Raw genomic sequence first — 24,866 nt, 5'->3', positions numbered from 1 at the left:
GCAGAGGGAGTTGAACCGGTCGGCTAGGATCGCCGACGATCATCCTCTCGCAGGAAAAAGGCACCTAAAGAGCCGGCTAGCGTAGCGAAGACGCCGATCGAATAGACGGCGAGAAGCACCTGCACTATGCGGGCGAACGCACTGTTCGGCGTGATGCCGCTGCCGGTGATGGTCGCCATGGCCGTCTCATACAGGGCGTCGCCGTACGCCGAGTGCGTGCCTGTTGCGTAGAGCAGCTGGCTGGTTGCAAGGATCACGACGGCGGTGACTGCGGCCATCCAGCCGATTCTGCTTGAGAGCAGCCTGCCCGCCGACCGCGAGCCGCGTACACCTGCGGAGAGAATTCCGCCGACGCGGGCCACTCTGGCAAGGCGCAGAAGGCGGACAGCCTGGAGTGCCCGCACAAAACGGAGAAACGGCACAAGCAGGAAGATGACCTGCCACCAGTTCTTTCTCCAAAAAGCCGAGCTGAACCGCGCAATGTAAGCACGCAGCAGGAATTCGGCAACGAAGACCGCCCAGAACACCCATCCGGCAACGGTGAGTGCCAGGACAAGACCCGGATCGGTAGCCAGAAGCTGGCCAAGGACAACGAAGAGGAAAACAAGACCGAGCGCGCCCATCGGCCGATCCAGACGCCGGGCGAGAATCTCTGCGGCGCTCAGGCTTTCCGCTGCAGCGGCGTTCTCGCGATCATAGCGTTGAGCATGATGTTGGGCTTCGTTCACCTCCCCCATCTTTCCACGCCGCCATGATGAACTGGTTAGACTGCTGCGACCGATCCGCTCAAACCATATGGAGACCGTAGTGCAGTGGTTCCTGACCGTCCTCGGCTCGCTTGTGATCCTCACGGGACTCGTTGAAGTCTTCCACACGCTGCTTCATCCCAGCGGGCGCGGACGTCTGAGCCGCCTCTGCGTCGTCACGGTCTGGAGAACAATGCGCCTGCTGGGAAACTGGGGCTCATCGTTGGCCGGGCCCCTGGCAATGGTCGCCGTCATTCTCTTCTGGGCGGCCATGCAATGGATCGGTTGGGCCCTGATCTACTACCCCCATGTGCCGGACGGTTTCAGCTACTCCCCCGGACTGGACCCTTCGCGATACAACGACGCAGCGGAGGCCCTCTACATCTCCGCAGTCACCCTGACGACCCTCGGATACGGCGATGTGATCGCCTCCGATCCGGTCATCCGGTTCCTGTCCCCGCTTGAGGCGCTAACCGGTTTTGCGCTGCTGACCGCAGCGGTTTCCTGGTTCATGCAGATCTACCCGGCCCTGGGGCAGCGCCGGGTACTTGCGGTTCGCCTGGCCCTGCTGCAACATGCCGGCTACGGCTCAAAGCTTGACGCCCTGGAACCATCTTCGGTAACGAGCACGCTTGAGGCCGTGACCTCTGGTCTTGTCCAGATACGAGTCGACTTGACCCAGACATCGGAGTCCTATTACTTCTGGGAGTCCAACAAGGAATTGTCCCTTCCCGGCTCGCTCTCCTATGCCGTCGATCTCGCCGAAAACGCACAACGCTCAGCGGTGCCGACAATCCGGGTCGCCGGCAACCTCCTACAGGATGCGCTGGAATCGCTGTCAGACTTTCTGCGCGAGGAGTTTCTCGACGTGGAAGGAACAAGGGAGGACGTGTTCCGTTCGTATGCCGACGACCACCGATACCCCTACCGCGAAACAGACTGAAACCCTACCTCCTGATTCGGAAGGAATCAGGAGGCAGGGTTTCAGTAGCCTGCAGTCCGTACTAGTCGAGCACAGTGATCGAGTCCGCCACCTCAGCAAGCTGAGCGAATTCCGCGGATTCAGCGTAGGCCTGCGCTTCAGCCATCGATCCGAATTCGAGGGCGCTCCCCTGCTCATACGGCGAGAACATGAAAGTGGTGGTCAGTGACAACAGGCCCGTTCCGGGCCCACTGATCACGTTGTAGAGCATGCATGACTCTCCGGACGTGGGCTGGTCGGTGCCGATCAGAGACGGAGCAGCCAGGAGCGGATCACCGTCGAAGATCCGAAGTACGAAGCGGGCCGCTACCTCTGACCCACCGGGAACGGCGACGGAGACCGGTACCGCGCCAATCTCTTCCCACGGCACCGGATCCTGCGAGCAGACGCCGCCGAGACCGCTCGCACTCGAGTGCTGGACGTTGGCGACCTTCACCCCTTCGGCATTCACCAGATCCACCCCCTGCGAAGCGGCAACCACGTCCCAGTCGCTCCGCGTTTGGAAGGCAACGCCGAGATCCGTCGGCTGGTGGGTTACCCTGGACTCCGACGCCGCCGGACCATCACCCACCAGCTCCGGGCGCAGCTCCACGGGAATGCCTACGTCGATGAACTGCTGGTCCATCATCTCCGCCGGAGTGCGACCCTCGGGCACCGGCAGGAATTCCCATTTCACGATGGTGCTGTAGCTTTCCGTTTGCACCAGCCACTGCCCCTCGACCCGGCGGGCGATGTAGTACCAGGTGTTTCCGCCGTCCTGCGGGTTGGCCTCGAAGGCGGCGTCGGTGATCTCCATGGCCATCCACTCGTCCGTGCAACCGACGACCGCATAATCATCCGGATTAGCGGCGAACGTCATCAGGCTCATGAAGTCGCTGCCCTGCTCCATGACCCGGTCAACGTCCTGTACCCGGCAGCCTTCATCAGCCGGCGGTCCGGTGGGAACGCCGCTGGGCTCGACCGTTGGATCGGCCGTAGGCGCCGGCGAGGGATCGGCGGTTGTTTCGCCCGTTGGCTCAACCGAGGGCGTTGGATTAGTGGTCGCTGCGGGCAACGGCGCCTCGGTCTCGAGGGACCCACCCACGACGACGGCGCCGGCGACGGCTGCCGCGGCAGCGGCGCCTGCCACGATTGCTGCCATACGGCGGCGGCGCCGCAGGGGCACCACCACCGGGCGTTTATCGCTGAATGCGTCGTTCTCATCGTCCTCAGGGTCGATGACGGCGTGGTAGCCGCTGCTGATCGGTTCAGTAAACATGTCAGATCCCGGCTCCCGGTGCCCAGCATCAGCTGGGAAAGCAATGATTTCGGTTGGTGAATCCTCGGACTCACGTTCGGCGCGCACGGGGTCAAGGCCCCGGATCAGGTTTTCTATGCGGTCCATCTCAGGCACCTTCCTCTGCCATCACAGCGGCAGGCATCATCTCTGCAAACGCGGCGCGAGCCCGGTGCAGTCGAACTTTGGCAGCTGAGGCGCTGCAGCCGAGCACCTCACTGATCTCAGTAATGGACAGGTCGTCCCAGTAGGCCAACAGAAGAATCTCGCGCTCTTTCTCCCGCAGTCGCAACAACGAATCGGCAACCGCCTGCTGTTGCGCACCGTTGCCCGCGCGGGCGGCAATGACGACCGAGTCCCGAACCCGCTGCATGAGGTGCTCTGCGCGTTCACGACGACGGTATTCATTGCCGATGACGTTGCGGGCCACGGTGAGCAGCCACGCCGGCGTCACGTCAGCAGCGTCCGGATTCCGCTGCCAGGCGATGCGGAATACATCGTTGGTGAGTTCCTCGGATGCTTCCCGGCTACTGACTCGGCGGTGAATGAAGGAAAACACGCGGTCGCGGTATTCCCTGTGTAGCGCCGCGAACACGTCATCGTATCGCTGCAACACTGTCCCCCCTGGTGTATGTGTCCTGTCCATACCCCTCTTGTTTCCGGCATCCCGGATGGGGTTACAGGCGGCGCCGAATAACTACCAATTGCCGATTAACTACCCATTGCCGATTAAACTACCCATTAAAGGGCGCGCGGGTGCGCTGCGGCATAGATTTCCCGCAGTGTGTCAGCTGTGACGAGGGTGTACACCTGGGTGGTGGTCACCGAGGCATGGCCGAGAAGCTCCTGCACCACCCGGACATCCGCCCCGCCCTGCAGCAGGTGCGTCGCGAAGGAATGGCGGAGGGTATGGGGTGAGACCTCGCCGGATACCTTGGCGCGTTCGGCGGCAGCCCGAAGGATGGTCCACGCGCTCTGCCTGCTCAGGCGGCCGCCGCGGAGATTCAGGAACAGGGCCGGCGCGCTGGTCCGCTCGGATGCGTTCGCTGCTAGCGCGGGACGGGCACGCACGAGGTAGGAATCGATCGCCCGTGCCGCGTAGGAGCCCAACGGAACCAGCCGTTCCTTCGACCCCTTACCGAAGAGGCGGACGACGGCGGGACCGTCCAGCGCCGCATCCACAGACACGTCGTCGACGTCCAGGCCGACGGCCTCGCTGATACGGGCTCCGGTCGAGTAGAGGAACTCCAACAACGCGCGGTCCCGAAGTCCGGCCGGAGTGGATGTATCAACGGCTTCGAGGATCCGCGTCACCTCTTCAACGGAAATTGCTTTCGGCAGCCGCTGCCCCGCGGCAGGCGGATGAACATCTTCGGCCGGGTCCGCCGTCGTCGTTCCTTCAAGTGCGAGGAAGCGGTGCAGTCCGCGGACAGCTACCACGGTGCGCGCGGCCGAGCGCGGGCTCAGCGGTGCCTGTCCGTCCTCTCCGGCGGCCAAACCCTGCGCGAAGGCAGAGACCAGCTGGCGGGTAACTGCGGCCATCGAGTCCACGCCGTGGGAGACGAGGAAACGGTGGTACCTCAGCAGGTCGCGGCGGTAGGCGGCGAGGGTGTTCGCAGACAGGCCGCGCTCCACGAGCATGTGCTGGAGGTACTCGCTGATGAGCCGTCCGGGAACGGTCGAGGAAAGCTCGTCCTGCACTGTGGCCTGCCCGCCCTCGCCCATGGGTCAGTCCCGCAGTACAGGGCCCTGAGGCCACGTTCCGTGCTGGCTGGGGTGTTCCGGCCACGGAGCATCGGCGGGACGGAGGGAACGATAACCGGACTGTCTGGCCGCCGCGGCAGCGAGCACAGCGGCCGCAGCGGAAGGACTATGGATACGCCCTTCGAGCACAGCCTGCACGGCGTCCTGCAGCGGCACCCAGGCGAACTCGATCTCGGCTTCCTCATGGGTGCGGGTATGCCGCTCCGCGTGAGGCACCTCGGTGATGTTCTGGGCGAGGTAAATGCGGAGCGCTTCGCTCGAGGACCCTGGCGAGAGGAAAAGATCCGTCAGGACGTGCCAGGTACCCGCCGCAACATCGGCTTCCTCCGCAAGCTCACGCGCCGCAGCGTCTACAAAGTCCTCCCCGTCGACGTCAAGCAGTCCGGCAGGGATCTCCCACAGGTCCATCCGCACCGGGTGACGGTACTGACGGAGCAGCAGGACCCGTTCTTCACTGTCCATCGCGAGGATCGCCACGGCACCGGGGTGCTGGATGTACTCGCGGGTGATCGGCTCCCCATCCGCGTCGAGCCGGAAGGTCTCGCTGACCACGTCCCAGATCTTGCCGGGAAAGACCGTGGCGGAGTCCAGCAACCGGCGCGGGCTCTGCCGATCCGATACCGCGGCGTCGAGCGGACCCGGTTCCACGCCTACGCCTTGACGCCCCGCCGCGAGAGCGCGGCCTTGACCAGCCCGGCGAACAGCGGGTGCGGACGTGTGGGCCGGGAACTCAGCTCGGGGTGTGCCTGGGTTGAGACATAGTACGGGTGGGTCTGGGCCGGCAGCTCAACGAACTCGACCAGCTTGCCGTCCGTCGTGGTGCCAGAAACGACCAGACCGGCAGCCTCGAGCTTCTCCCGGTACTCGTTGTTCACCTCGTAGCGGTGACGGTGACGCTCGCTGACGCTCGTTCGGCCGTAGGTCCTGGCGATCACCGAGCCGTCCTTCAGCGAGGCGTCCCACAGGCCGAGGCGCATGGTGCCGCCCATATCGCCCTCACCGGCGACGATTTCCAACTGCTCTGCCATTGTTGCGATGACCGGGAACTCGGTGTCCGGGTCGAACTCAGTGGAAGAAGCGCCCTGAAGGCCCACAACGTTGCGGGCGTATTCGATCACCATGCACTGCAGTCCCAAGCAGAGGCCGAGCGTAGGAACGCCGCTTTCGCGGGCGTAACGGAGGGCACCGAGTTTGCCCTCGAGACCACGGATTCCGAAGCCGCCGGGAACGCAGATCGCGTCTGCGCCCTCTAGCGCCTTGGCGGCACCTTCAGGCGTCGCGCAATCATCCGAGGGCACCCAACGGATCTGTACCTTGGCCTTATTGGCGAATCCGCCGGCCCGGAGGGCTTCGGTGACCGAGAGGTAGGCATCCGGGAGGTCGATGTACTTGCCGACCAGTGCGATTTCGACGTGGTGCTTCGGGTGGTGCACGGCATCGAGAAGCTTGTTCCACTTGGTCCAGTTGACGTCCTTGAACTTCAGGTCCAAAGCCTGAACGATGTACGCGTCGAGTCCCTGGGCGTGGAGAGTCTTGGGGATGTCGTAGATGCTCGGGGCGTCAGCGGCGTTGATCACGGCATCAACGTCGACGTCGCACATCCGGCCGATCTTCTCTCGCATCGCGTCCGGCACCTCGCGGTCGGAGCGGATGACGATTGCGTCAGGCTGGATACCGATAGAACGCAGCATCGCGACCGAGTGCTGCGTGGGCTTGGTCTTGAGCTCCTGCGAAGGACCGATGTAGGGCACCAGCGAGACGTGGAGGAAAAACACGTTGTTCCGGCCGATGTCCTGGCGGACCTGGCGTGCGGACTCAAGGAAGGGCTGGGACTCGATGTCGCCGACGGTGCCGCCGATCTCGGTGATGATGACGTCCGGAACCTTGCGTCCGGCGGCCGGTTCCGCGGGCAGGCGCATGCGGCGCTTGATCTCATCGGTGATGTGCGGGATGACCTGCACGGTATCTCCGAGGTACTCTCCGCGGCGTTCCTTGGCGATAACGGTGGAGTACACCTGGCCGGTGGTGACGTTCGCCGACCCGTCGAGGCTCTCATCGAGGAAGCGTTCGTAGTGGCCGATGTCCAGATCGGTTTCCGCGCCGTCGTCGGTGACGAAGACCTCGCCGTGCTGGAAGGGATTCATTGTGCCGGGATCAACGTTGAGATACGGATCCAGCTTCTGCATGGTTACAGACAAACCACGCGCCCGCAGCAGGTGCCCGAGGCTCGAAGCCGTCAGTCCCTTACCGAGAGAGGACGCCACACCACCGGTGACGAAGATGTGCTTGGTAGTCTTGGCGGACTTTTGGAACCGGGAGATTGTTTGCTGCACCACGGAGTTCGAGCCTATCACCTGGCGGCGGTCCGTGCTGCATCCAGCAGCAGTTCCTCAGCGTGCGCCTGCGCGCTGGCCGACTCCTCCTGACCGGCGAGCATGCGCGCGAGTTCCCGTACACGTTCCGATTCCGGAAGGACCTCGACGTCGCTGGCAGTGAAGCCGCCATCGGCTGCCCGGGTCTTGGTGACCCGGATGTGATGGGACGCGAAGGCGGCCACCTGCGGAAGGTGGGTGACCACCACCACCTGGACGTGCTGCGCGAGCATGGCAAGGCGCCGCCCGATCTCCACGGCTGCCTTTCCCCCGACCCCGGCGTCCACTTCGTCGAAGACGAAGGTCGGGACGGGGTCGACAGCGGCAAGCACCACCTCGATGGCGAGCATCACCCTCGACAGTTCACCGCCGGAGGCGCCCTTTCCCAGCGGGCGCGGCGCCGAGCCGGCGTGGGGTTGCAGCGAGAAGGAGACCTCGTCTGCCCCGAGCGCGCCCGGCGTGTCGCCGGGGGTCACATCGATGATGAGTTTCGCATCAGGCATGGCGAGGGCGGTGAGCTCCTCGCTCACCCTGACGGCGAGCTCCTCGGCGGCGACCCGACGTAAACCGCTCAGCTCCTGTGCCTCAGCGATCAACTGCTCGTAGAGCGCACCGGCTTCCTGTTGCAGGCCGTCAATGCGATCGGAGTCACCGCTGATCTCATCCAGCCGTGCGCGGCTTGTATCTGCCCAGGCGATCACTTCATCGATCGAGGGAGCGTACTTGCGGATCAGGACATTCAGATCCGCCCTGCGGGCTTCCACCTCAGCGAGTCGCTCGGGACCCTCCGAATCCAGAGACGCCGCGTAACCGGCCAGTTCAGTGGAAATATCGGCCAGGATGTAGCCCACCTCGGCGAGCCGCGCCGCAAGGGAGCCCAGCTCGGCATCGTGGGTACCCACCGCTTCCAGCTGCCGTTTTGCTGCATCAACCAGCGTGGTGGCGTCACCCGTTTCAGGAAACTCACCCGACACGAGCGCGGAATGGGCCGCCGCGGCCGCCGTCCGCAACTCCTCGACGTTGCCAAGCTTCATCGCTTCGGCTTTCAGGGCTTCGTCCTCGCCGGCCTGAGGGTCGATGCCGTCAATCTCCTCGAGCGCTGCCTGCAGCGACTCTGCCTCCCGGAGGCGGTCCCGCTCAGCGCTTCTCAGCGACTCAAGATCCGCCGTCACGTCGCGCCACCGCGCGTAGGTCGCCTGATACGCAGCCAAGGCGTCACGGAGACCAGTGCCGCCGAACTTGTCCAATGCCTCCCGCTGCGCCGCTGAGCTGCGGAGCCGCAGCTGGTCCGACTGTCCATGGACCACCACGAGCTTCTCCCCCACCTCCGCGAGGACGCCTGCGGGGGCCGACCTTCCGCCGACGTAGGCGCGGCTCCGGCCGTCGCTGTTCACGGTACGGGCAAGGATCAACCCCGCGCCGCCGTCGTCGTCGGTTTCAAGCTCTCCTCCGGCCTCCACCGCCCGGCGGGCGGCAGCGCCCTCCGGATTCACCCGCAGCAGGGCCTCAGCTGAGGCGTTCCGTGCGCCGAGGCGGACGGCGCCGGCGTCGGACCGGGCACCCATCAGCAGACCTAGGGCAGACAGCACCATGGTCTTGCCCGCGCCGGTCTCTCCCGTGACAACGCTGAACCCGGGCCCTAGAGCGAGCGTCGCGTCAGCAATGACTCCGAGGTCGCGGATGCGAATTTCCTCGATCATCGGGCAGGCTGACCGTCGTCGTGTGTGACCGGCCCGCGCCAACCCTGTGTGGGCAGCTCGAACTTGCGGACGAGTCGCTCGGAGAACGGCGTCTGGTGTGTGCGCGCCAACCGGACCGGGATATCGGAACGGGTAGCCTCAACGCGCGCGCCCGGCGGCAGATCCACTGTGCGCCGTCCGTCACACCACAGCACGCCTGAGGCGTCTGTGCGGGTCAGGATTTCCACCGCGAGCAGTGACGTTGGGGCGACGACGAGCGGCTTGGCGAACAATGCGTGAGCACTGATCGGCGCGACCAGGAGCGCTTCGACCTCCGGCCAGACAACCGGGCCGCCGGAGGAAAAGGCGTAGGCGGTGGAACCGGTGGGTGTGGCGAGCACGACCCCGTCGCAACCGAATGAGCTCACCGGCCGGCCGTCCACCTCGAGCACCACTTCGATCATGCGTTCCCGGTTGGCCTTTTCGATTGCCGCCTCGTTGAGAGCCCAGGTCCGCGCAGCCAGCTGATCACCGCGCCAGACCTGCACGTCGATGGCCATCCGCTCTTCGACGGTGTAGTCCTTGTCCACGACCCAGCGAACGGCCTCTGCAAGGTCGGCACGCTCGCTCTCGGCCAGAAAGCCGACATGGCCGAGGTTCACACCGAGCAGTGGAACCTCCGTGCCGCGGACCAGTTCTGCGGCACGGAGAATTGTCCCGTCGCCGCCGAGCACCATGCCCAGCTCGACGTCGCTCAGAGTCACGTCGTCGCCAAGGGTCTCAGTAGGCGCTGCAAGCGTGCCGTACTCCGATTGGATATCCCGGAGCTCCTCTCCGCGCATCACCGGGGTCAGTCCGGCGGCGTGAAGCCGGGTACAGGCCTCCTGGGCAGCAGCCATGGCGTCATGGCGGCCGGTGTGGGCGAGTACCAGTATGCGTCTAGTCATCACGCTCCGTTGTATCAGGTGGGGACGGCCTCACGCAGTACCGATGGTGCCGAACGCGCCGCTGCCGTCCACTATTTCGTGCGCCAGCCGAACTGCGTCGCTATCGATCCTAGGCACCATCTGCCCGCCGGGCACCTTCATCCACAGGAAGAATTCCACATTTCCGTTCTGACCCGGGAGTGGGCTACGCGCCACACCCTCCACATCGAGACCCGCCGAGAGCGCTGATCGGACCACGCCGACGACGGCGCCGCGCCGCTGCTCCTCATCGGTCACCACTCCGGTCCGGCTCAGGGCGCTCTTACCTACTTCGAACTGCGGCTTGACCATCAGCACAAGGTCGCCGCCGCTTCGTGTCGCCTGCGCAAGCGGCTCCATGACGAGCGACAGGGAGATGAAAGAGAGGTCGGCCACAGTGAGGTCGACCTGTCCCCCAATGTGGTCGGGCTCGAGGAACCTGACGTTGAGGCCCTCATGCACGGCGACGCGCGGATCGTCCCGCAACTGATCGACCAGCTGCCCGTGACCCACGTCCACCGCCACCACCTCGGTCGCTCCCCGGCGAAGCAGCACATCTGTGAAGCCGCCGGTGGATGCACCCGCATCGAGACATCGCTTGCCCGCAACATCAACACTAGTGAAGGCGGCAAGAGCGCCGTCGAGCTTGTGCCCGGCGCGGCTGAGATAGTCCGGGCTCTCCCCCTCCGACACCATCAGCTCGTCGGTGTCCGAGATCGCGGCGGAGGGTTTGGTCAGGACAGTCCCCGAACGCAGCACGCGGCCCGCCGTGATGAGCTGCGCTGCATGGGACCTTGAGCGCGCCAGCCCACGGGACACCAGCGCCTGATCAAGACGTGCCACCGTCAGGCCTGCTCACTGTTCAACTCAGCGAGGAGTTCGTCATGGAGCCGCTCATAGAGCGCATGCCGGGCGGCGTCGTCGGCTGTGGGAACGGCAGTCAGGGAATGCAGCACGCCATCAACCGAAGCGTCGCCGGTAGGAGCCACCTCCGGATACCCGGAAGGCTCACTGCCTGTCGTCGGATCCTGCTCCGCGGGGGCTGGCTCAGTGGCTTCCACGCTCGCTCCTCACGTTCTCAGCGACTCGACTCGTCCGCGAATTCGAGCTTGGGCAGCGTTGCGGCATCCTGTTGAGGGCACGCTGCCCACCATGCTGCGCAACCTGCACGCCAGGCGTCCAGGTTCTCACGCCCGCCACCCATGATGACGACGCCGTCCTCGACTTTGGCGTAAGCCTCACCGCAGGTGAAGGTCCCGTCCTGCCGACGGACTTCCGGGTACGGCCTGTGTAACTGGCCGAGGTCAGCGAAAAGATAGGTCGGGCGCTCGTCGGTGACCGCTGCCAAAGCGTTGGCTGCTGTGTCGACACCGGTCAGAACCAGCGCAGTCGCCATGCCCGCCCGATTCCCGCCGAGTATGTCGGTGTCCAACCGGTCGCCGACCACCAGGGCCGTTTCCACCCCCAGATGCTCCGCTGCCGTCTTGAAGAGCTGCGCTTCGGGCTTTCCCGCGATCAGAGGCGACTGTCCCGTCGCGGCGCTTACTGCGGCTACGAGGGAACCATTGCCTGGAGCGATCCCACGCGCTTGCGGAATGGACATGTCCGTGTTGGTCGCAACCCACAGAGCTCCCCCCGCAACCGCGAAGGCGGCTTCAGCGAGGTCTTTCCAGCCGAGGGTGGGCTCGAATCCCTGAATGACCGCATCGGGAGTCGGATCGGCGCTGGTTACCGGTACGAGCCCCTGGTCTGCGACATGCTGCGCCAGGATGGCGCTGCCAGTGACGAGGACAGTTGCGCCCTTCGGCACGCGGGTCGCGAGCAACTCGGCGCCTGCAAGAGCGGATCCGAAGACCTGCTCCGCGGTTGCCGGCGCTCCCAGCTCGCGGAGGTGCGCCGCCACGTCCGCGGAGGAGCGGGATGCGTTGTTGGTGATGTATGCCAGGGCGACGCCGATTCCCCCTAGCTTCTCCAGCGCCTCCGTGGCACCCGGGATAGCTGAGGACCCGGCGTAGACGACTCCGTCGAGGTCGGCAAGAACCGCACCGTAGCGGCTTGCAATCGGAGCCTCGACCGCATCACTGGTCATCCCGCGGCTCCTCGATCACAACAGTGTCCTCGTCCTTGTTCTCGTCCTTGTCCTCCAGTTCCGGGGTTTCGGAAACGGTTGCTGTCTCGTCTGCAGTGGCTGCTTCCTCGAGCGGGGTACCGACACTCTGGACGGTTCCCCGCGCAGCTGTACGATCCAGCTCCGCAGCTTCCTCGTCGCCGACGAGATCGATGATGTCGGGGTCGGCGAATGCTCCCACGCCGAGCGCATTCTCGGCTATCTCCGCCTGGCGGTGCCAGGAGGCAGCTTCCTCGGTCCGGCCCACGGCAGCGAGGGCGTCCCCGTATGCACGGAACAGACGCGGGCTGTAGCTGAACGCCCTGTTCTTCGTCAGCTGAGGAATTTCGAGCGCCGCTACCGCCGCGTCGAGCTGACCGAGGTCGGTGCGCGCACCAGACTCGACTATTGCAAGCTCCACCTTGCCGGCGGCGTCGAGCGACGAGGCATCCTCGGATTTGGCGAGGTCGAGAGCGCGGTCGGGACGTCCGAGGCCACGCTCGCAGTCGGCCATCACCGGCAGGTGGACATTGGACCCGCTGATTCGGCGGTACGTGCGGAACTCCCGGAGAGCCTCCCCGTAGTGGCCGGCAGCGTATGCGGTGAGACCCACCGCTTCACGGACCACCGCCAGGCGTCCACCGCGACGGCTCGCAGCGAGTGCGTGCTGGAAGGCCAGCTCGGGCTCATCATCGATAAGCCGGCCCGCCATCACGAGGTGCTTGGCTACCCAGAGAGCGCTCCGCTCCTCAAGGTTACGGATTTCTGCACGCGTGATCTTGTCGAGCTCGCTGCCGGTGACATCCTCATCGATCTCCGGTGAACGCTCACGGTCGGGCCGGTTGGCGCTGCGAAGATCGCGCGCATTGTGCGGACGGGCGAACTGCTCATTCTCGCTGCCGGTTTCCCGTGGCGATCGCTCGGGACGACGTTCACCGCCTGTCTCCCGACGGTCCCCTCCGCGGGGGCCATCAGAATAGGTCCGCCCCTGACGACGGTCGTCGCTGTAACCCCGGCCCGATCTACGCTCGTCGCTGCGTTCGAACCCACTCCGGCCCGAAGAGCTCCCAGCATCACGCGAGCCCGTCCCACGGGAGAAACCGCTGTTGCCACTGTCGCGGTACGAACGCCGCTCGGTGCCTGCATCGCGCGATCGATTGTCTCCGCCTGCCGGCCGCTCCCAGCGGCGTCCAGCGTCGCCGGTGTTGCGGCGGTCCTGGCCCTGGGCAGGGCGGCCTTCGCCACGCTGCCCTTCGCGGTCCTTCCAGCCTGGCCGGCTACCTGCGTCCGATCCTCTGCCGGCCCCGCCGAAGTCCTTACGCGGCCCACCCTCGCGGGAAAAACCACCCTCACGACGCGGCCCACCCTCACGGGAAAAACCACCCTCACGACGCGGCCCACCCTCGCGAGAGAAACCACCCTCACGACGCGGCCCACCCTCACGAGAGAAACCACCCTCACGACGCGGCCCACCCTCACGAGAGAAACCACCCTCACGACGCGGCCCACCCTCACGGGAAAAACCACCCTCACGACGCGGCCCACCCTCACGAGAGAAACCACCCTCACGACGCGGCCCACCCTCACGAGAGAAACCACCCTCACGACGCGGCCCACCCTCACGAGAGAAACCACCCTCACGACGCGGCCCACCCTCACGAGAGAAACCACCCTCACGTGCCGGACGGCCGGAACCGCGGTCAGTACGTTCCTGGTAACGGGGCCGGTCGCCGGACTCAGGGTTGCGTCGACCGGCGCCCCGATCGTTAGCTGCTCCACCGGCGCCGCGCGGTCCGGAATCTCCACGACGGGGTGCCGCGCTGCGGCCCTCTCCGCCGCGGCCTTCACCCTGGCGTTCTCCGCCCCGACGGTTATCCTTACGTGGGTTTTCTCCGCGTTCGCGGAACGGTTCCCGATCAGCCATGGCAGCACAATTCCTCTCGTCATGAGCTGACCTGACGATGTGCCGGACGCTCTCGCTGTTTACCTGTGTTGATAGCCCGAAACTCGGCTTTCGACCTTCCTATTGTAGGGAAAGCCGGCCGCAACCGTTTCGGGTAGTTAAATGACTGAGGCTCCGACGGTGATGTCGGAGCCTCAGTGCTAAGTGTTGTCCGGCGGTGTCCTACTCTCCCACACTCTCTCGGGTGCAGTACCATCGGCGCTGTGGGTCTTAGCTTCCGGGTTCGGAATGGGACCGGGCGTTTCCCCCACGCTATGACCGCCGTAACTCGTTGTCCGCACCCCTTGTTGTGTGTGGGGTGGGAAGTCTGTTGTTACAACTTGTGTATGTAGTTGTTGGTGTTCCCAGGAGCGCACCCCCGCCGCCCTGTTGTTGGGGGGGGTTGCGGGGTTGTTGGTTGGGAACCGCATAGTGGACGCGTAGCATTGTGTGTTTTGTGTGGTGTCAAGTTATCGGCGTATTAGTACCGGTCAGCTTCACGAGTCGTTAGTCCTCGCTTCCACATCCGGCCTATCAACCCAGTGGTCTGGCTGGGGGCCTCTCACACCAAATGGTGTATGGAAATCTCATCTTGAAGCAGGCTTCCCGCTTAGATGCTTTCAGCGGTTATCCCATCCGAACGTAGCTAATCAGCGGTGCACTTGGCAGTACAACTGACACACCAGAGGTTCGTCCGTCCCGGTCCTCTCGTACTAAGGACAGCCCTTCTCAAATTTCCTACGCGCGCAGCGGATAGGGACCGAACTGTCTCACGACGTTCTAAACCCAGCTCGCGTACCGCTTTAATGGGCGAACAGCCCAACCCTTGGGACCTACTCCAGCCCCAGGATGCGACGAGCCGACATCGAGGTGCCAAACCATGCCGTCGATATGGACTCTTGGGCAAGATCAGCCTGTTATCCCCGAGGTACCTTTTATCCGTTGAGCGACGGCCATTCCACAATGTGCCGCCGGATCACTAGTCCCGACTTTCGTCCCTGCTTGAGATGTCTCTCTCACAGTCAAGCTCCCTTGTGCACTTACACTCGCCACCTGATTGCCAACCAGGCTGAGGGAACCTTTGGGCGCCTCCGTTACTTTTTGGGAGGCAACCGCCCCAGTTAAACTACCCATCAGGCACTGTCCCTGACCCGGATTACGGGCCGAAGTTAGATATCCAGAGTGACCAGAGTGGTATTTCAACGATGACTCCACCTGAACTGGCGTCCAAGCTTCACAGTCTCCCACCTATCCTACACAAGCCACACCGAACACCAATACCAAACTATAGTGAAGGTCTCGGGGTCTTTCCGTCCTGCTGCGCGTAACGAGCATCTTTACTCGTAGTGCAATTTCGCCGAGTTTATGGTTGAGACAGCGGGGAAGTCGTTACTCCATTCGTGCAGGTCGGAACTTACCCGACAAGGAATTTCGCTACCTTAGGATGGTTATAGTTACCACCGCCGTTTACTGGGGCTTAAATTCCCAGCTTCGCCCACAAGGGGCTAACCGGTCCTCTTAACCTTCCAGCACCGGGCAGGAGTCAGTCCGTATACATCGTCTTGCGACTTCGCACGGACCTGTGTTTTTAGTAAACAGTCGCTTCCCCCTGGTCTCTGCGGCCCCGATCCGCCTCCGGTGAGCAAGTCACCATCACGGTTGGGGCCCCCCTTCTCCCGAAGTTACGGGGGCATTTTGCCGAGTTCCTTAACCATAATTCTCTCGATCGCCTTAGTATTCTCTACCTGATCACCTGTGTCGGTTTGGGGTACGGGCGGTTGGAACCTCACGCCGATGCTTTTCTAGGCAGCATAGGATCATCGGATCCCCACCAAGGGTGGGGCCCATCGGGTCTCAGAGACGGTATCAAAACCAGGACCACGGATTTGCCTATGGTCCCTCCTACATCCTTAGACCGGGACAACCATCGCCCGGCCCGACTACCTTCCTGCGTCACACCTGTTAATACGCTTACCTCCCAAGATCAGGTCCCACGCGCCCCATCAACACGGACCCCGAAGGGCACTGGAAGATGGTTTGGGTGGTTAGTATCCCTTGTTCAGTATGGGCGGTTCTTCACCGGTACGGGAATATCAACCCGTTGTCCATCGACTACGCCTGTCGGCCTCGCCTTAGGTCCCGACTTACCCAGGGCAGATTAGCTTGACCCTGGAACCCTTGATCATTCGGCGGACGGGTTTCTCACCCGTCTTTCGCTACTCATGCCTGCATTCTCACTCGTGTAGGCTCCACCGCTGGTTTACACCGCGACTTCACTGCCCACACGACGCTCCCCTACCACTCCAGACGCCTGAACCACGAAGGCTTGGCACTATCTGAAATCCACAACTTCGGCGGTGTACTTGAGCCCCGCTACATTGTCGGCGCGGAATCACTTGACCAGTGAGCTATTACGCACTCTTTCAAGGATGGCTGCTTCTAAGCCAACCTCCTGGTTGTCTGAGCAACTCCACATCCTTTCCCACTTAGCACACGCTTAGGGGCCTTAGTTGGTGGTCTGGGCTGTTTCCCTCTCGACTATGAAGCTTATCCCCCACAGTCTCACTGCTGCGCTCTCACTTACCGGCATTCGGAGTTTGGCTGACGTCAGTAACCTTGTAGGGCCCATCGGCCATCCAGTAGCTCTACCTCCGGCAAGAAACACGCAACGCTGCACCTAAATGCATTTCGGGGAGAACCAGCTATCACGAAGTTTGATTGGCCTTTCACCCCTACCCACAGCTCATCCCCTCCATTTTCAACTGAAGTGGGTTCGGTCCTCCACGACGTCTTACCGTCGCTTCAACCTGGCCATGGGTAGATCACTTCGCTTCGGGTCTAGATCACGCCACTCACTCGCCCTATTCAGACTCGCTTTCGCTACGGCTACCCCACACGGGTTAACCTCGCGACGTAACACTAACTCGCAGGCTCATTCTTCAAAAGGCACGCCATCACGGGAACAAGCCCGCTCTGACGGATTGTAGGCACACGGTTTCAGGTACTATTTCACTCCCCTCCCGGGGTACTTTTCACCTTTCCCTCACGGTACTGGTCCGCTATCGGTCATCAGGGAGTATTTAGGCTTACCAGGTGGTCCTGGCAGATTCGCACGGGATTTCTCGGGCCCCGTACTACTTGGGATACTCTCCAAGCGGCAGCACGCATTACAGCTACGGGACTCTCACCCACTCCGGTCGGGCCTTCAAACCCGTTCACCTATACGCCTGCACTCACTTCACCAGCCCGGCAGAGCTGATACGGAAAGTCCCGCAACCCCAGTGATGCAACGCCCGCCGGCTATCACACACCACTGGTTTAGCCTCATCCGCGTTCGCTCGCCACTACTAACGGAATCACTATTGTTTTCTCTTCCTGTGGGTACTGAGATGTTTCACTTCCCCACGTTCCCTCCACGCACCCTATGTGTTCAGGTACGGGTCACCCAGTCACTCGCGCGCTGGGCGGGGTTTCCCCATTCGGACATCCTGGGATCAAAGTTCGGTTATCAACTCCCCCAGGCTTATCGCAGATTCCCACGTCCTTCTTCGGCTCCTGATGCCAAGGCATCCACCGTGTGCCCTTAAAAACTTGACGATCACACACACAACCAACACCAACCCCCACACCCCCCAAAAGGGAACACAGGAACCAGCGACCAACCCAAAAGCCGGCAACGGTCATGCGCGATACACAAAATTTAAGATGCTCGCGTCCACTATGCAGTTCTCAAACAACAACCCCAGTAACACACCCCCACCACCCCACACAGGGAACAGCAGAAAGGTCATGCCCAGGAAAACCAGAAACACCACAAACCCAACCCCACAAAGGGGGCCAAGCTCCTGTTGCCTCAGGACCCAACAGTGTGCCAAAAGATAACCACCACCACCAACCACACCCTTTCCACAACCCACACCCCAACCCCCCCACAAAGGAAAGAAAGGAACGCAGATCCGTACTCAAACACGGCCAGCACCAGCAGCCACCAAATCCGTTGATATTCCACCCATGAGCACCCACCGCAGAACAAACGCCTGCGCAATGGGCCTACTCCTGACAACCCCCACACCCCACACAACGTGGACCGCAGGACATTGTAGGCGCTCCTTAGAAAGGAGGTGATCCAGCCGCACCTTCCGGTACGGCTACCTTGTTACGACTTAGTCCCAATCGCCGGTCCCACCTTCGACGGCTCCCTCCCACAAGGGGTTAGGCCACCGGCTTCGGGTGTTACCAACTTTCGTGACTTGACGGGCGGTGTGTACAAGGCCCGGGAACGTATTCACCGCAGCGTTGCTGATCTGCGATTACTAGCGACTCCGACTTCATGAGGTCGAGTTGCAGACCTCAATCCGAACTGAGACCGGCTTTTTGGGATTAGCTCCACCTCACAGCATCGCAACCCTTTGTACCGGCCATTGTAGCATGCGTGAAGCCCAAGACATAAGGGGCATGATGATTTGACGTCGTCCCCACCTTCCTCCGAGTTGACCCCGGCAGTCTCCCATGAGTCCCCGGCATAACCCGCTGGCAACATGGAACGAGGGTTGCGCTCGTTGCGGGACTTAACCCAACATCTCACGACACGAGCTGACGACAACCATGCACCACCTGTAAACCGGCCACAAGTGGCCGACACATCTCTGCGCCGTTCCGGTTCATGTCAAGCCTTGGTAAGGTTCTTCGCGTTGCATCGAATTAATCCGCATGCTCCGCCGCTTGTGCGGGCCCCCGTCAATTCCTTTGAGTTTTAGCCTTGCGGCCGTACTCCCCAGGCGGGGCACTTAATGCGTTAGCTACGGCGCGGAAAACGTGGAATGTCCCCCACACCTAGTGCCCAACGTTTACGGCATGGACTACCAGGGTATCTAATCCTGTTCGCTCCCCATGCTTTCGCTCCTCAGCGTCAGTTAATGCCCAGAGACCTGCCTTCGCCATCGGTGTTCCTCCTGATATCTGCGCATTTCACCGCTACACCAGGAATTCCAGTCTCCCCTACATCACTCAAGTCTGCCCGTACCCACCGCAGATCCGGGGTTAAGCCCCGGACTTTCACGGCAGACGCGACAAACCGCCTACGAGCTCTTTACGCCCAATAATTCCGGATAACGCTTGCGCCCTACGTATTACCGCGGCTGCTGGCACGTAGTTAGCCGGCGCTTCTTCTGCAGGTACCGTCACTTTCGCTTCTTCCCTACTGAAAGAGGTTTACAACCCGAAGGCCTTCATCCCTCACGCGGCGTCGCTGCATCAGGCTTGCGCCCATTGTGCAATATTCCCCACTGCTGCCTCCCGTAGGAGTCTGGGCCGTGTCTCAGTCCCAGTGTGGCCGTCCACCCTCTCAGGCCGGCTACCCGTCGTCGCCTTGGTAGGCCATTACCCCACCAACAAGCTGATAGGCCGCGAGTCCATCCAAAACCACAAAAGCTTTCCACCAACCACCATGCGATGGAAGGTCGTATCCAGTATTAGACCCAGTTTCCCAGGCTTATCCCAGAGTCAAGGGCAGGTTACTCACGTGTTACTCACCCGTTCGCCACTAATCCCCCCAGCAAGCTGGAGATCATCGTTCGACTTGCATGTGTTAAGCACGCCGCCAGCGTTCATCCTGAGCCAGGATCAAACTCTCCGTAAAAAAATACAGACACAACACAAACCCCCCGGAAAAAGAAGGATCCATGCTGCACAAAATTCGAAACCAGCCAAAAAACCAGCCACCCACGGAGGTGAATGACCAGTAAATCAACCAATCAAAAAACAATCGGTATCAACAAACATGGCACACTATTGAGTTCTCAAACAACAGAAGCAATTCACGTACTATGCAATTTGTTTTGCATTTCTGTGCTGCGGTGTTTCTAAATCTATTTCATTCTCTTTGTTTCTGTCAAATCGGCTTATTTGCCCGAATTCGTTCAAAACAATTCGAATTCACCCGCCACAAATCGCCTGGCTTTGGACGCTGCCTTCAGCGCACGCCCGAACCACTTGAGTTTTAGGAGGGAGTTTGTCGCTGCTCAGCGGCGGCGACTCAGAAAACTTTACACGCCGTTCCGGCCCGGTGCAAATCCGCACCGGGCCGGACCTGTCTGCGTCTGAAACTAGCCGACCTCGACGGTCGCGAGGGTCCGCTTGCCCCGACGAAGGAGCAGAAAGCGCCCGTGAAGCAGTTGCTGTGATCCGACGGTTGCCTCGGGATCCGAGACCTTTTCGTTGTTCACGTAGGCGCCGCCTTCTGCAACGGTGCGGCGGGCCGCTGAGTTACTCGGCGCCAATCCGCTAGCCACCAGAAGGTCGATAATACCGAGCCCATTGCTGCCGACCTTCGCGCTCGGCAGCTCGGCTGTTGCAGCACGTAGCGTCATCTCATCGAGTGCGGCAAGATCGCCCTGCCCGAAGAGAGCCGCGGACGCGGCGATGACCTTCTCCGTTGCCTCAACGCTGTGAACCAGCGAGGTCACGTCGAAAGCCAGCGCGCGCTGAGCCTCCCGCAGGTGCGGCCGGCTCTCAACCGACTCAGCAAGGTGCTCAATTTCGGCGCGGCTACGGAACGTGAACACCTTCAGCCGGTCGATCACATCAGCGTCGGAGGTGTTGAGCCAGAACTGGTACATCGCGTACGGCGTGGTCATGTTCGGATCCAGCCATACTGCGTTGCCTTCACTCTTGCCGAACTTGGTGCCGTCGGAGTTGGTGATGAGCGGCGTTCCGATCGCGTGGACGCTCTTGCCCTCGACCTTGCGGATGAGCTCCGTGCCACTGGTCAGGTTGCCCCACTGGTCGGAGCCACCAGTTTGCAGTACACACTGGTGGTCCCGGAACAAATGAAGGTAATCCATCCCCTGCAGCACCTGGTAGCTGAACTCAGCGTAGCTGATGCCCTCGTCCGAGTTGAGTCGCTTGGCGACTGTTTCCTTCTTGACCATGGTGCCGACCCGGAAGTGCTTGCCGACATCGCGAAGGAAGTCGATGGCGCTCATGGGCGCCGTCCAGTCCAGGTTGTTGACCATGCGAGCGGCGTTGTCACCCTCGAAGCTCAGGAACCGCTGGACCTGGCCCTGCAGGTACCCAACCCACTCGGCAACGGTTTCCTTGGTGTTCATCGTGCGCTCAGCCGACGGCCGGGGATCCCCGACGAGCCCCGTGGAGCCTCCGACCAGACCGATTGGCCTGTGGCCGGCAAGCTGCAGACGACGCATGGTCAGCAGTTGGACAAGGTTGCCGAGGTGAAGGCTCGGAGCCGTCGGATCGAACCCGCAGTAATAGGTGATCGGCTCCCCGGCGAGAACCTTCTCCAGTTCCGTCTCGTCAGTGGAAACGTGAATCAGTCCACGCCACTTCAGTTCCTGCCAGAGGTTGTCGAAAGTGCTGTCATTCTGCTGCTGGTTCACGGCTGGACGGGCCGCCTCGATAGGTTGTTGCACCGCTTCAAAGTATCAGCCCTCAATGCCGTCGGGAATTTCGCCGGTTGAGATGAGACGAAGGCGCTGGGTAGGACGGGTCATCGCCACGTATAGGTCGCCAATCCGGACGGCCTCCTGCCGGAGCATCTCGGCCGGCTCGAGAACGATCACGCCGTCGAATTCAAGACCCTTCGCGTCCCGCGGGGTGATAACCACGATGTCCTGGCCCAGTCCGCCCGCGCCCTGACCTACTCGGTTCCCATGAATACGGGTGACAGCGGAACGGACCTGCTCGACGATTCTCGCCGGGGCGATGACCGCCAGGAGCCCCCCGGCTATTGCGTCCAGTTCCTCAGGCAATGCGGACAGGAGTGCGGGTTCCAACTCGGTCACCCGATCGATCACCGGGTCCCACCGGCCATCCCGGACCGCCTTCGGAGCAGACACCACCAGGCCGGCAGCATTGGCCATGCGTACGGCTGCCTCTGCGATCTGCGCAGGCGTGCGGTAGTTGACCGTAAGTTCCTCAAGCTGCCAGCGCTCCCCCACGAACGGTTCGAGCGCCTGTTGCCAGGAATGTGAACCGGCGATTGAGCTGGTCTGTGCGATATCACCCACGATGGTGAAGGACTTGAGGGGGCATTTGCGCATAAGCAACCGCCACTGCAGGGGCGAGAGCTCCTGCGCTTCATCAACCACAACGTGCCCGTAGGCCCAGGTGCGGTCACCGGATGCGCGCTCGGCGGCGGTCAGGCGGGCGTCGGCCACGGTGTTGTGCTCGGCCAGTGCTTCCGCGGTCAGCATCCCATCGACGCCGGCATCTTCCAGGGTCGCGCTGACATTTTCGAGCGCGCGCTCCGCGTTGGCGAGGTCCCGGCGTCGTTCCTGTTCCTTCTCGGCGGCACTCCGGCCGGCTGAGGCATCGAGCTCCCCCAGCAATTCCGCTGCCTCGTCAAGCAGCGGCACGTCCGCCTCTGTCCAGGGGGAGTCTTCCGGCCGGTACAGCAGTTCCCGTTCGGCGTCAGTCAGGTGGGGCGCCGCCGCTTCAAGGTGCGCAGGCTTCGAGAAGAGATCTCGCAGGAGTTTCTCGGGCGTCATCGGCATCCATGCGAGGTTCAGCGCAATCCGCACGTCCCGGGATGTCCGGACATCCTCGGCGAGGTACGAGCGGTCCGCCGTATTGCCGGCACCCGATGATTCCTCCAACTGCTCGGTCAACTGCTCGGTGAGTTCGCGCAGCATAATCTTCACGAACGTCGTCCGAGCGTCGTTGTGCTGTTTTCCGGTTGCCCGGGCGCGGTCGCGGGCCCGCCGGACCTGCCGCGGCGTCAGGATGAGCGTTGTTCCCTCGACGTTGAGTTTGCGGTTCTCGGCCGGAATGCGCTGGCGGTTGGCGACCGCCTGCTTCACGACCTCTGCCATATCCAGCCGGCCCTTGAGCGCAGCAACCTCCTCGGAGGGCTCCGGCACCGCCCGGATGCCGGGCATCAGGCTCCCGATGCTGGCCATCACCACACCGGTTTCACCCAGTGAGGGCAACACGCGCTCGATGTATCTCATGAATGCGCTGGTGGGGCCGACGAGCAGCACGCCCGCCGACTTCAACCGCTCGCGGTGGGTGTAGAGCAGGTAGGCGGCCCGGTGCAGCGCCACTGCGGTCTTGCCCGTACCGGGACCACCCTGCACGACGACGACGCCCGGCAGCGGCGCACGGATGATGCGGTCCTGCTCGGATTGGATAGTGCCCACAATGTCGGACATTTGGCCCGTGCGCTTGGAATTCAGCGCGGCGAGCAGAGCGCCCTCGCCCTGGAGGGAATCGTCTTCCGTGAGCATGGAGGCGTCAAGGACGTCGTCCTCGATGGCCACGACGTCCCGCTTGGACAGGATGAGGTGGCGGCGGCGGCGGACACCCATGCGTTCGAAGGCGGTGGCCTGGTAGAACGTGCCGGCTTCGGGCGCCCGCCAGTCGACCATGAGCTGCTGCAGGTCTTCGGTGGACAGGCCGATACGACCGATGTAACGCTCTTCCTCCGTGTCGAGGTCCAGCCGTCCAAAGACGAGACGGTCATCGACAGCATTCAACTGCGCGAGCCGGTCCTCATACATGGTCGCGAAGGCGTCGCGTTCGGACCGGTTCTGGTGTGAACCAGCGGATATAGTCCGGCGCACCTGATCGAGCTGGCGCTGCTTCTCGGCGCGGAGCTCATCAAGCCGCTGGTACAGACCGGCTACGTAGCGGCGCTCGTGTTCCAGTTCGTTCCGGGCTATGGACATTTCAGGCATTGCGCGTTCCCTCTCGCCAAGGCGGACCGTCAATTCTATCCCGCTGGGTGCGAATTTCCATGAGCGTCCGCCTTTTACACTGCTAAATGGTTACCAGGGCGTGAACAGGAGTTGGGACAGCCGCCCTGCCTCCAAGCCCTTCCAGCTCAAGCACGACGGCGGCTCCCACCACTTCGGCGCCTGCCCGTTCCAACAGGCGCACCGCCGCGGCGAGCGTTCCGCCGGTGGCGAGGACATCGTCAAGCACCAGCACGCGGGTCCCCGGAGGGAACTCGTCGCGGTGGATTTCGACCGCTGCGTTCCCGTACTCAAGCGAATAGCTTTCGCTGTGCACCTGGCGGGGAAGTTTTCCCGGTTTGCGTACGGCGGTCACCCCTGTTCCGGCGCCATAGGCGGCCGCAGCGGCGAGGATGAAACCGCGCGCCTCCACTCCCGCCACCCGGTCGAACCTGCCCTCGAAAGGCTTGAGGAGGGCTGGAATGATCGCAGCGAATGCTTCTGCGTCCGCGAAGACGGGTGTCAGATCGCGGAACGTGACCCCCGGCTTGGGGAAGTCGGGAACGCTGACGCAGTGCGTGAGGATGAGGTCCCTGATGGTCTGTACTGTCATGCCTGTCCTGACTGTGCTGGGGCTTCCCCGTGGACCGGAGCGCTTGCGGCAACCGCCGTGTTCCGTGCTGCCCGGGGCTTGGCAGCGGGCCGGTACACGGACACGCTGCGTTCCCCCGCGAGCCAGTAGCGCCAGGGGTAGGCCGTGGATCCGCCCGGACCGCTCACTCCGACTCTGGGTCCGGTCTGCAAGCGCAACGGGTCAGCCGGATGCTCGGGAAGCTCGAGCCGGAGCCGCTCCGAGAAGACGTCGCTGCCGTCGAGCGAGCGGTCGATCCCGAGTGCCTGCGCCAGCCGGGCCGGGCCGCGGGCGAGGTCCCGATCCGTACGCGGGTGTCCGCGCCTGCGCCGCGCTGTGTCCAGTCCGCTGACAACCTCTCCGGCGCGCAGCAGCAGACCGGTGGCGTTGCCGGGAACCCCGCACACGACGTTGGCGCAGTAGTGCATCCCGTAGGTGAAGTACACGTACAGGTGGCCGGCCTCTCCGAACATCGTGGCATTGCGTGCCGTCTGTCCGCGAAAGGCGTGCGAGCCCGGGTCTTCAGCGCCCATATACGCTTCCACTTCGGTAAGGCGCACCGTAACCGGGTCCGCGCCGTCGTCGTACGTCAGGTGTGCGCCAAGCAGGAGCGGCGCCACGTCGATGGCCGGATGCGCCAACCGGGCGCGTTGTAGTGCTGGATCCACCAAAAGACCGTATCAAGCCGGTCCGGAGTCCTCCGCACGGCGGTG

19 protein-coding genes and 3 rRNA genes are annotated in these 24,866 nt (G+C 62.8%); 3 read left to right on the top strand and 19 right to left on the bottom strand.

From position 1 onward, the window contains the following. Positions 1 to 23 precede the first annotated feature (23 nt). Positions 24 to 728 (bottom strand): hypothetical protein, encoded by a 705-nt coding sequence (locus tag M1D74_RS06630; protein WP_458116912.1) that lies wholly within the window; start codon positions 726 to 728, stop codon positions 24 to 26. Between the two features lie 79 nt (positions 729 to 807). Here M1D74_RS06630 and M1D74_RS06625 point away from each other — a divergent pair, with 79 nt between their 5' ends. Continuing rightward, complete coding sequence (locus M1D74_RS06625) at positions 808 to 1,689, top strand: potassium channel family protein (RefSeq protein WP_458116911.1); 882 nt, start codon at positions 808 to 810, stop codon at positions 1,687 to 1,689. 61 nt (positions 1,690 to 1,750) lie between these two features. Here the strand turns inward: M1D74_RS06625 and M1D74_RS06620 are convergent, their stop codons facing one another. The 11 genes from M1D74_RS06620 to M1D74_RS06570 form a co-directional block, all read right to left on the bottom strand. Beyond that, on the bottom strand, positions 1,751 to 3,112 hold the full coding sequence (locus M1D74_RS06620) for a hypothetical protein (protein ID WP_458116910.1): 1,362 nt from the start codon (positions 3,110 to 3,112) through the stop codon (positions 1,751 to 1,753). Position 3,113: 1 nt separating this feature from the next. Beyond that, positions 3,114 to 3,620 carry an RNA polymerase sigma factor gene (locus M1D74_RS06615; RefSeq protein ID WP_458116909.1) on the bottom strand — a complete coding sequence of 169 codons (507 nt, stop codon included), beginning with the start codon at positions 3,618 to 3,620 and terminating at the stop codon, positions 3,114 to 3,116. Between the two features lie 125 nt (positions 3,621 to 3,745). Next, positions 3,746 to 4,729 (bottom strand): site-specific tyrosine recombinase XerD, encoded by a 984-nt coding sequence (gene xerD / locus M1D74_RS06610; RefSeq protein ID WP_458116908.1) that lies wholly within the window; start codon positions 4,727 to 4,729, stop codon positions 3,746 to 3,748. A 3-nt stretch (positions 4,730 to 4,732) separates the two neighbouring features. After that, on the bottom strand, positions 4,733 to 5,416 hold the full coding sequence (locus M1D74_RS06605) for an NUDIX domain-containing protein (protein WP_458116907.1): 684 nt from the start codon (positions 5,414 to 5,416) through the stop codon (positions 4,733 to 4,735). A 2-nt stretch (positions 5,417 to 5,418) separates the two neighbouring features. Further along, on the bottom strand, positions 5,419 to 7,122 hold the full coding sequence (locus M1D74_RS06600; RefSeq protein WP_458116906.1) for a CTP synthase: 1,704 nt from the start codon (positions 7,120 to 7,122) through the stop codon (positions 5,419 to 5,421). Next, entirely contained in the window at positions 7,119 to 8,840 is a 1,722-nt protein-coding gene (recN, locus tag M1D74_RS06595; protein ID WP_458116905.1) for a DNA repair protein RecN, read from the bottom strand. Before recN ends, M1D74_RS06600 begins: the two co-directional genes overlap by 4 nt. Next, the gene (locus M1D74_RS06590) at positions 8,837 to 9,766 is read right to left on the bottom strand and encodes an NAD kinase (protein WP_458116904.1); all 930 of its coding nucleotides are present in this window, start codon (positions 9,764 to 9,766) and stop codon (positions 8,837 to 8,839) included. Before M1D74_RS06590 ends, recN begins: the two co-directional genes overlap by 4 nt. A 30-nt stretch (positions 9,767 to 9,796) precedes the next feature. Then, positions 9,797 to 10,627: a TlyA family RNA methyltransferase gene (locus M1D74_RS06585; protein WP_458116903.1), complete on the bottom strand. Its 831-nt coding sequence runs from the start codon at positions 10,625 to 10,627 to the stop codon at positions 9,797 to 9,799. A 2-nt stretch (positions 10,628 to 10,629) separates the two neighbouring features. Continuing rightward, on the bottom strand, positions 10,630 to 10,845 hold the full coding sequence (locus M1D74_RS06580) for a hypothetical protein (RefSeq protein ID WP_309072378.1): 216 nt from the start codon (positions 10,843 to 10,845) through the stop codon (positions 10,630 to 10,632). 17 nt (positions 10,846 to 10,862) lie between these two features. Then, entirely contained in the window at positions 10,863 to 11,873 is a 1,011-nt protein-coding gene (locus M1D74_RS06575) for an HAD-IIA family hydrolase (protein ID WP_458116902.1), read from the bottom strand. Next, on the bottom strand, positions 11,863 to 12,504 hold the full coding sequence (locus M1D74_RS06570; RefSeq protein ID WP_458116901.1) for a hypothetical protein: 642 nt from the start codon (positions 12,502 to 12,504) through the stop codon (positions 11,863 to 11,865). Before M1D74_RS06570 ends, M1D74_RS06575 begins: the two co-directional genes overlap by 11 nt. On the opposite strand from M1D74_RS06570, the gene M1D74_RS06565 reads away from it, so the two are divergent. Beyond that, positions 12,475 to 12,714, top strand: a complete 240-nt coding sequence (locus M1D74_RS06565; RefSeq protein WP_458116900.1) for a hypothetical protein — start codon at positions 12,475 to 12,477, stop codon at positions 12,712 to 12,714. The genes M1D74_RS06570 and M1D74_RS06565 overlap by 30 nt on opposite strands. A 45-nt stretch (positions 12,715 to 12,759) precedes the next feature. Next, complete coding sequence (locus tag M1D74_RS06560; RefSeq protein WP_458116899.1) at positions 12,760 to 13,845, top strand: hypothetical protein; 1,086 nt, start codon at positions 12,760 to 12,762, stop codon at positions 13,843 to 13,845. A 158-nt stretch (positions 13,846 to 14,003) separates the two neighbouring features. On the opposite strand, the gene rrf is transcribed toward M1D74_RS06560, so the two are convergent. The 7 genes from rrf to M1D74_RS06525 form a co-directional block, all read right to left on the bottom strand. Further along, positions 14,004 to 14,120, bottom strand: a 5S ribosomal RNA gene (rrf, locus tag M1D74_RS06555). Between the two features lie 174 nt (positions 14,121 to 14,294). Next, a 23S ribosomal RNA gene (locus M1D74_RS06550) occupies positions 14,295 to 17,430 on the bottom strand. Between the two features lie 517 nt (positions 17,431 to 17,947). After that, a 16S ribosomal RNA gene (locus tag M1D74_RS06545) occupies positions 17,948 to 19,471 on the bottom strand. The 16S, 23S and 5S rRNA genes sit together here, the layout of an rRNA operon. Positions 19,472 to 19,937: 466 nt before the next feature. Next, positions 19,938 to 21,260: a tyrosine--tRNA ligase gene (gene tyrS, locus M1D74_RS06540; protein ID WP_375164443.1), complete on the bottom strand. Its 1,323-nt coding sequence runs from the start codon at positions 21,258 to 21,260 to the stop codon at positions 19,938 to 19,940. Between the two features lie 12 nt (positions 21,261 to 21,272). Further along, the gene (locus M1D74_RS06535; protein ID WP_458116898.1) at positions 21,273 to 23,525 is read right to left on the bottom strand and encodes a HelD family protein; all 2,253 of its coding nucleotides are present in this window, start codon (positions 23,523 to 23,525) and stop codon (positions 21,273 to 21,275) included. An 82-nt stretch (positions 23,526 to 23,607) separates the two neighbouring features. Beyond that, complete coding sequence (locus tag M1D74_RS06530; RefSeq protein ID WP_458116897.1) at positions 23,608 to 24,135, bottom strand: adenine phosphoribosyltransferase; 528 nt, start codon at positions 24,133 to 24,135, stop codon at positions 23,608 to 23,610. Further along, positions 24,132 to 24,821, bottom strand: coding sequence for a DNA-3-methyladenine glycosylase (locus M1D74_RS06525; protein WP_458116896.1), 690 nt, complete (start codon positions 24,819 to 24,821; stop codon positions 24,132 to 24,134). Before M1D74_RS06525 ends, M1D74_RS06530 begins: the two co-directional genes overlap by 4 nt. Between the last annotated feature and the right edge of the window lie 45 nt (positions 24,822 to 24,866).

Source organism: Arthrobacter sp. D2-10 (genome assembly GCF_054161285.1).
This window is presented reverse-complemented; position numbering and strand designations above follow the sequence as displayed.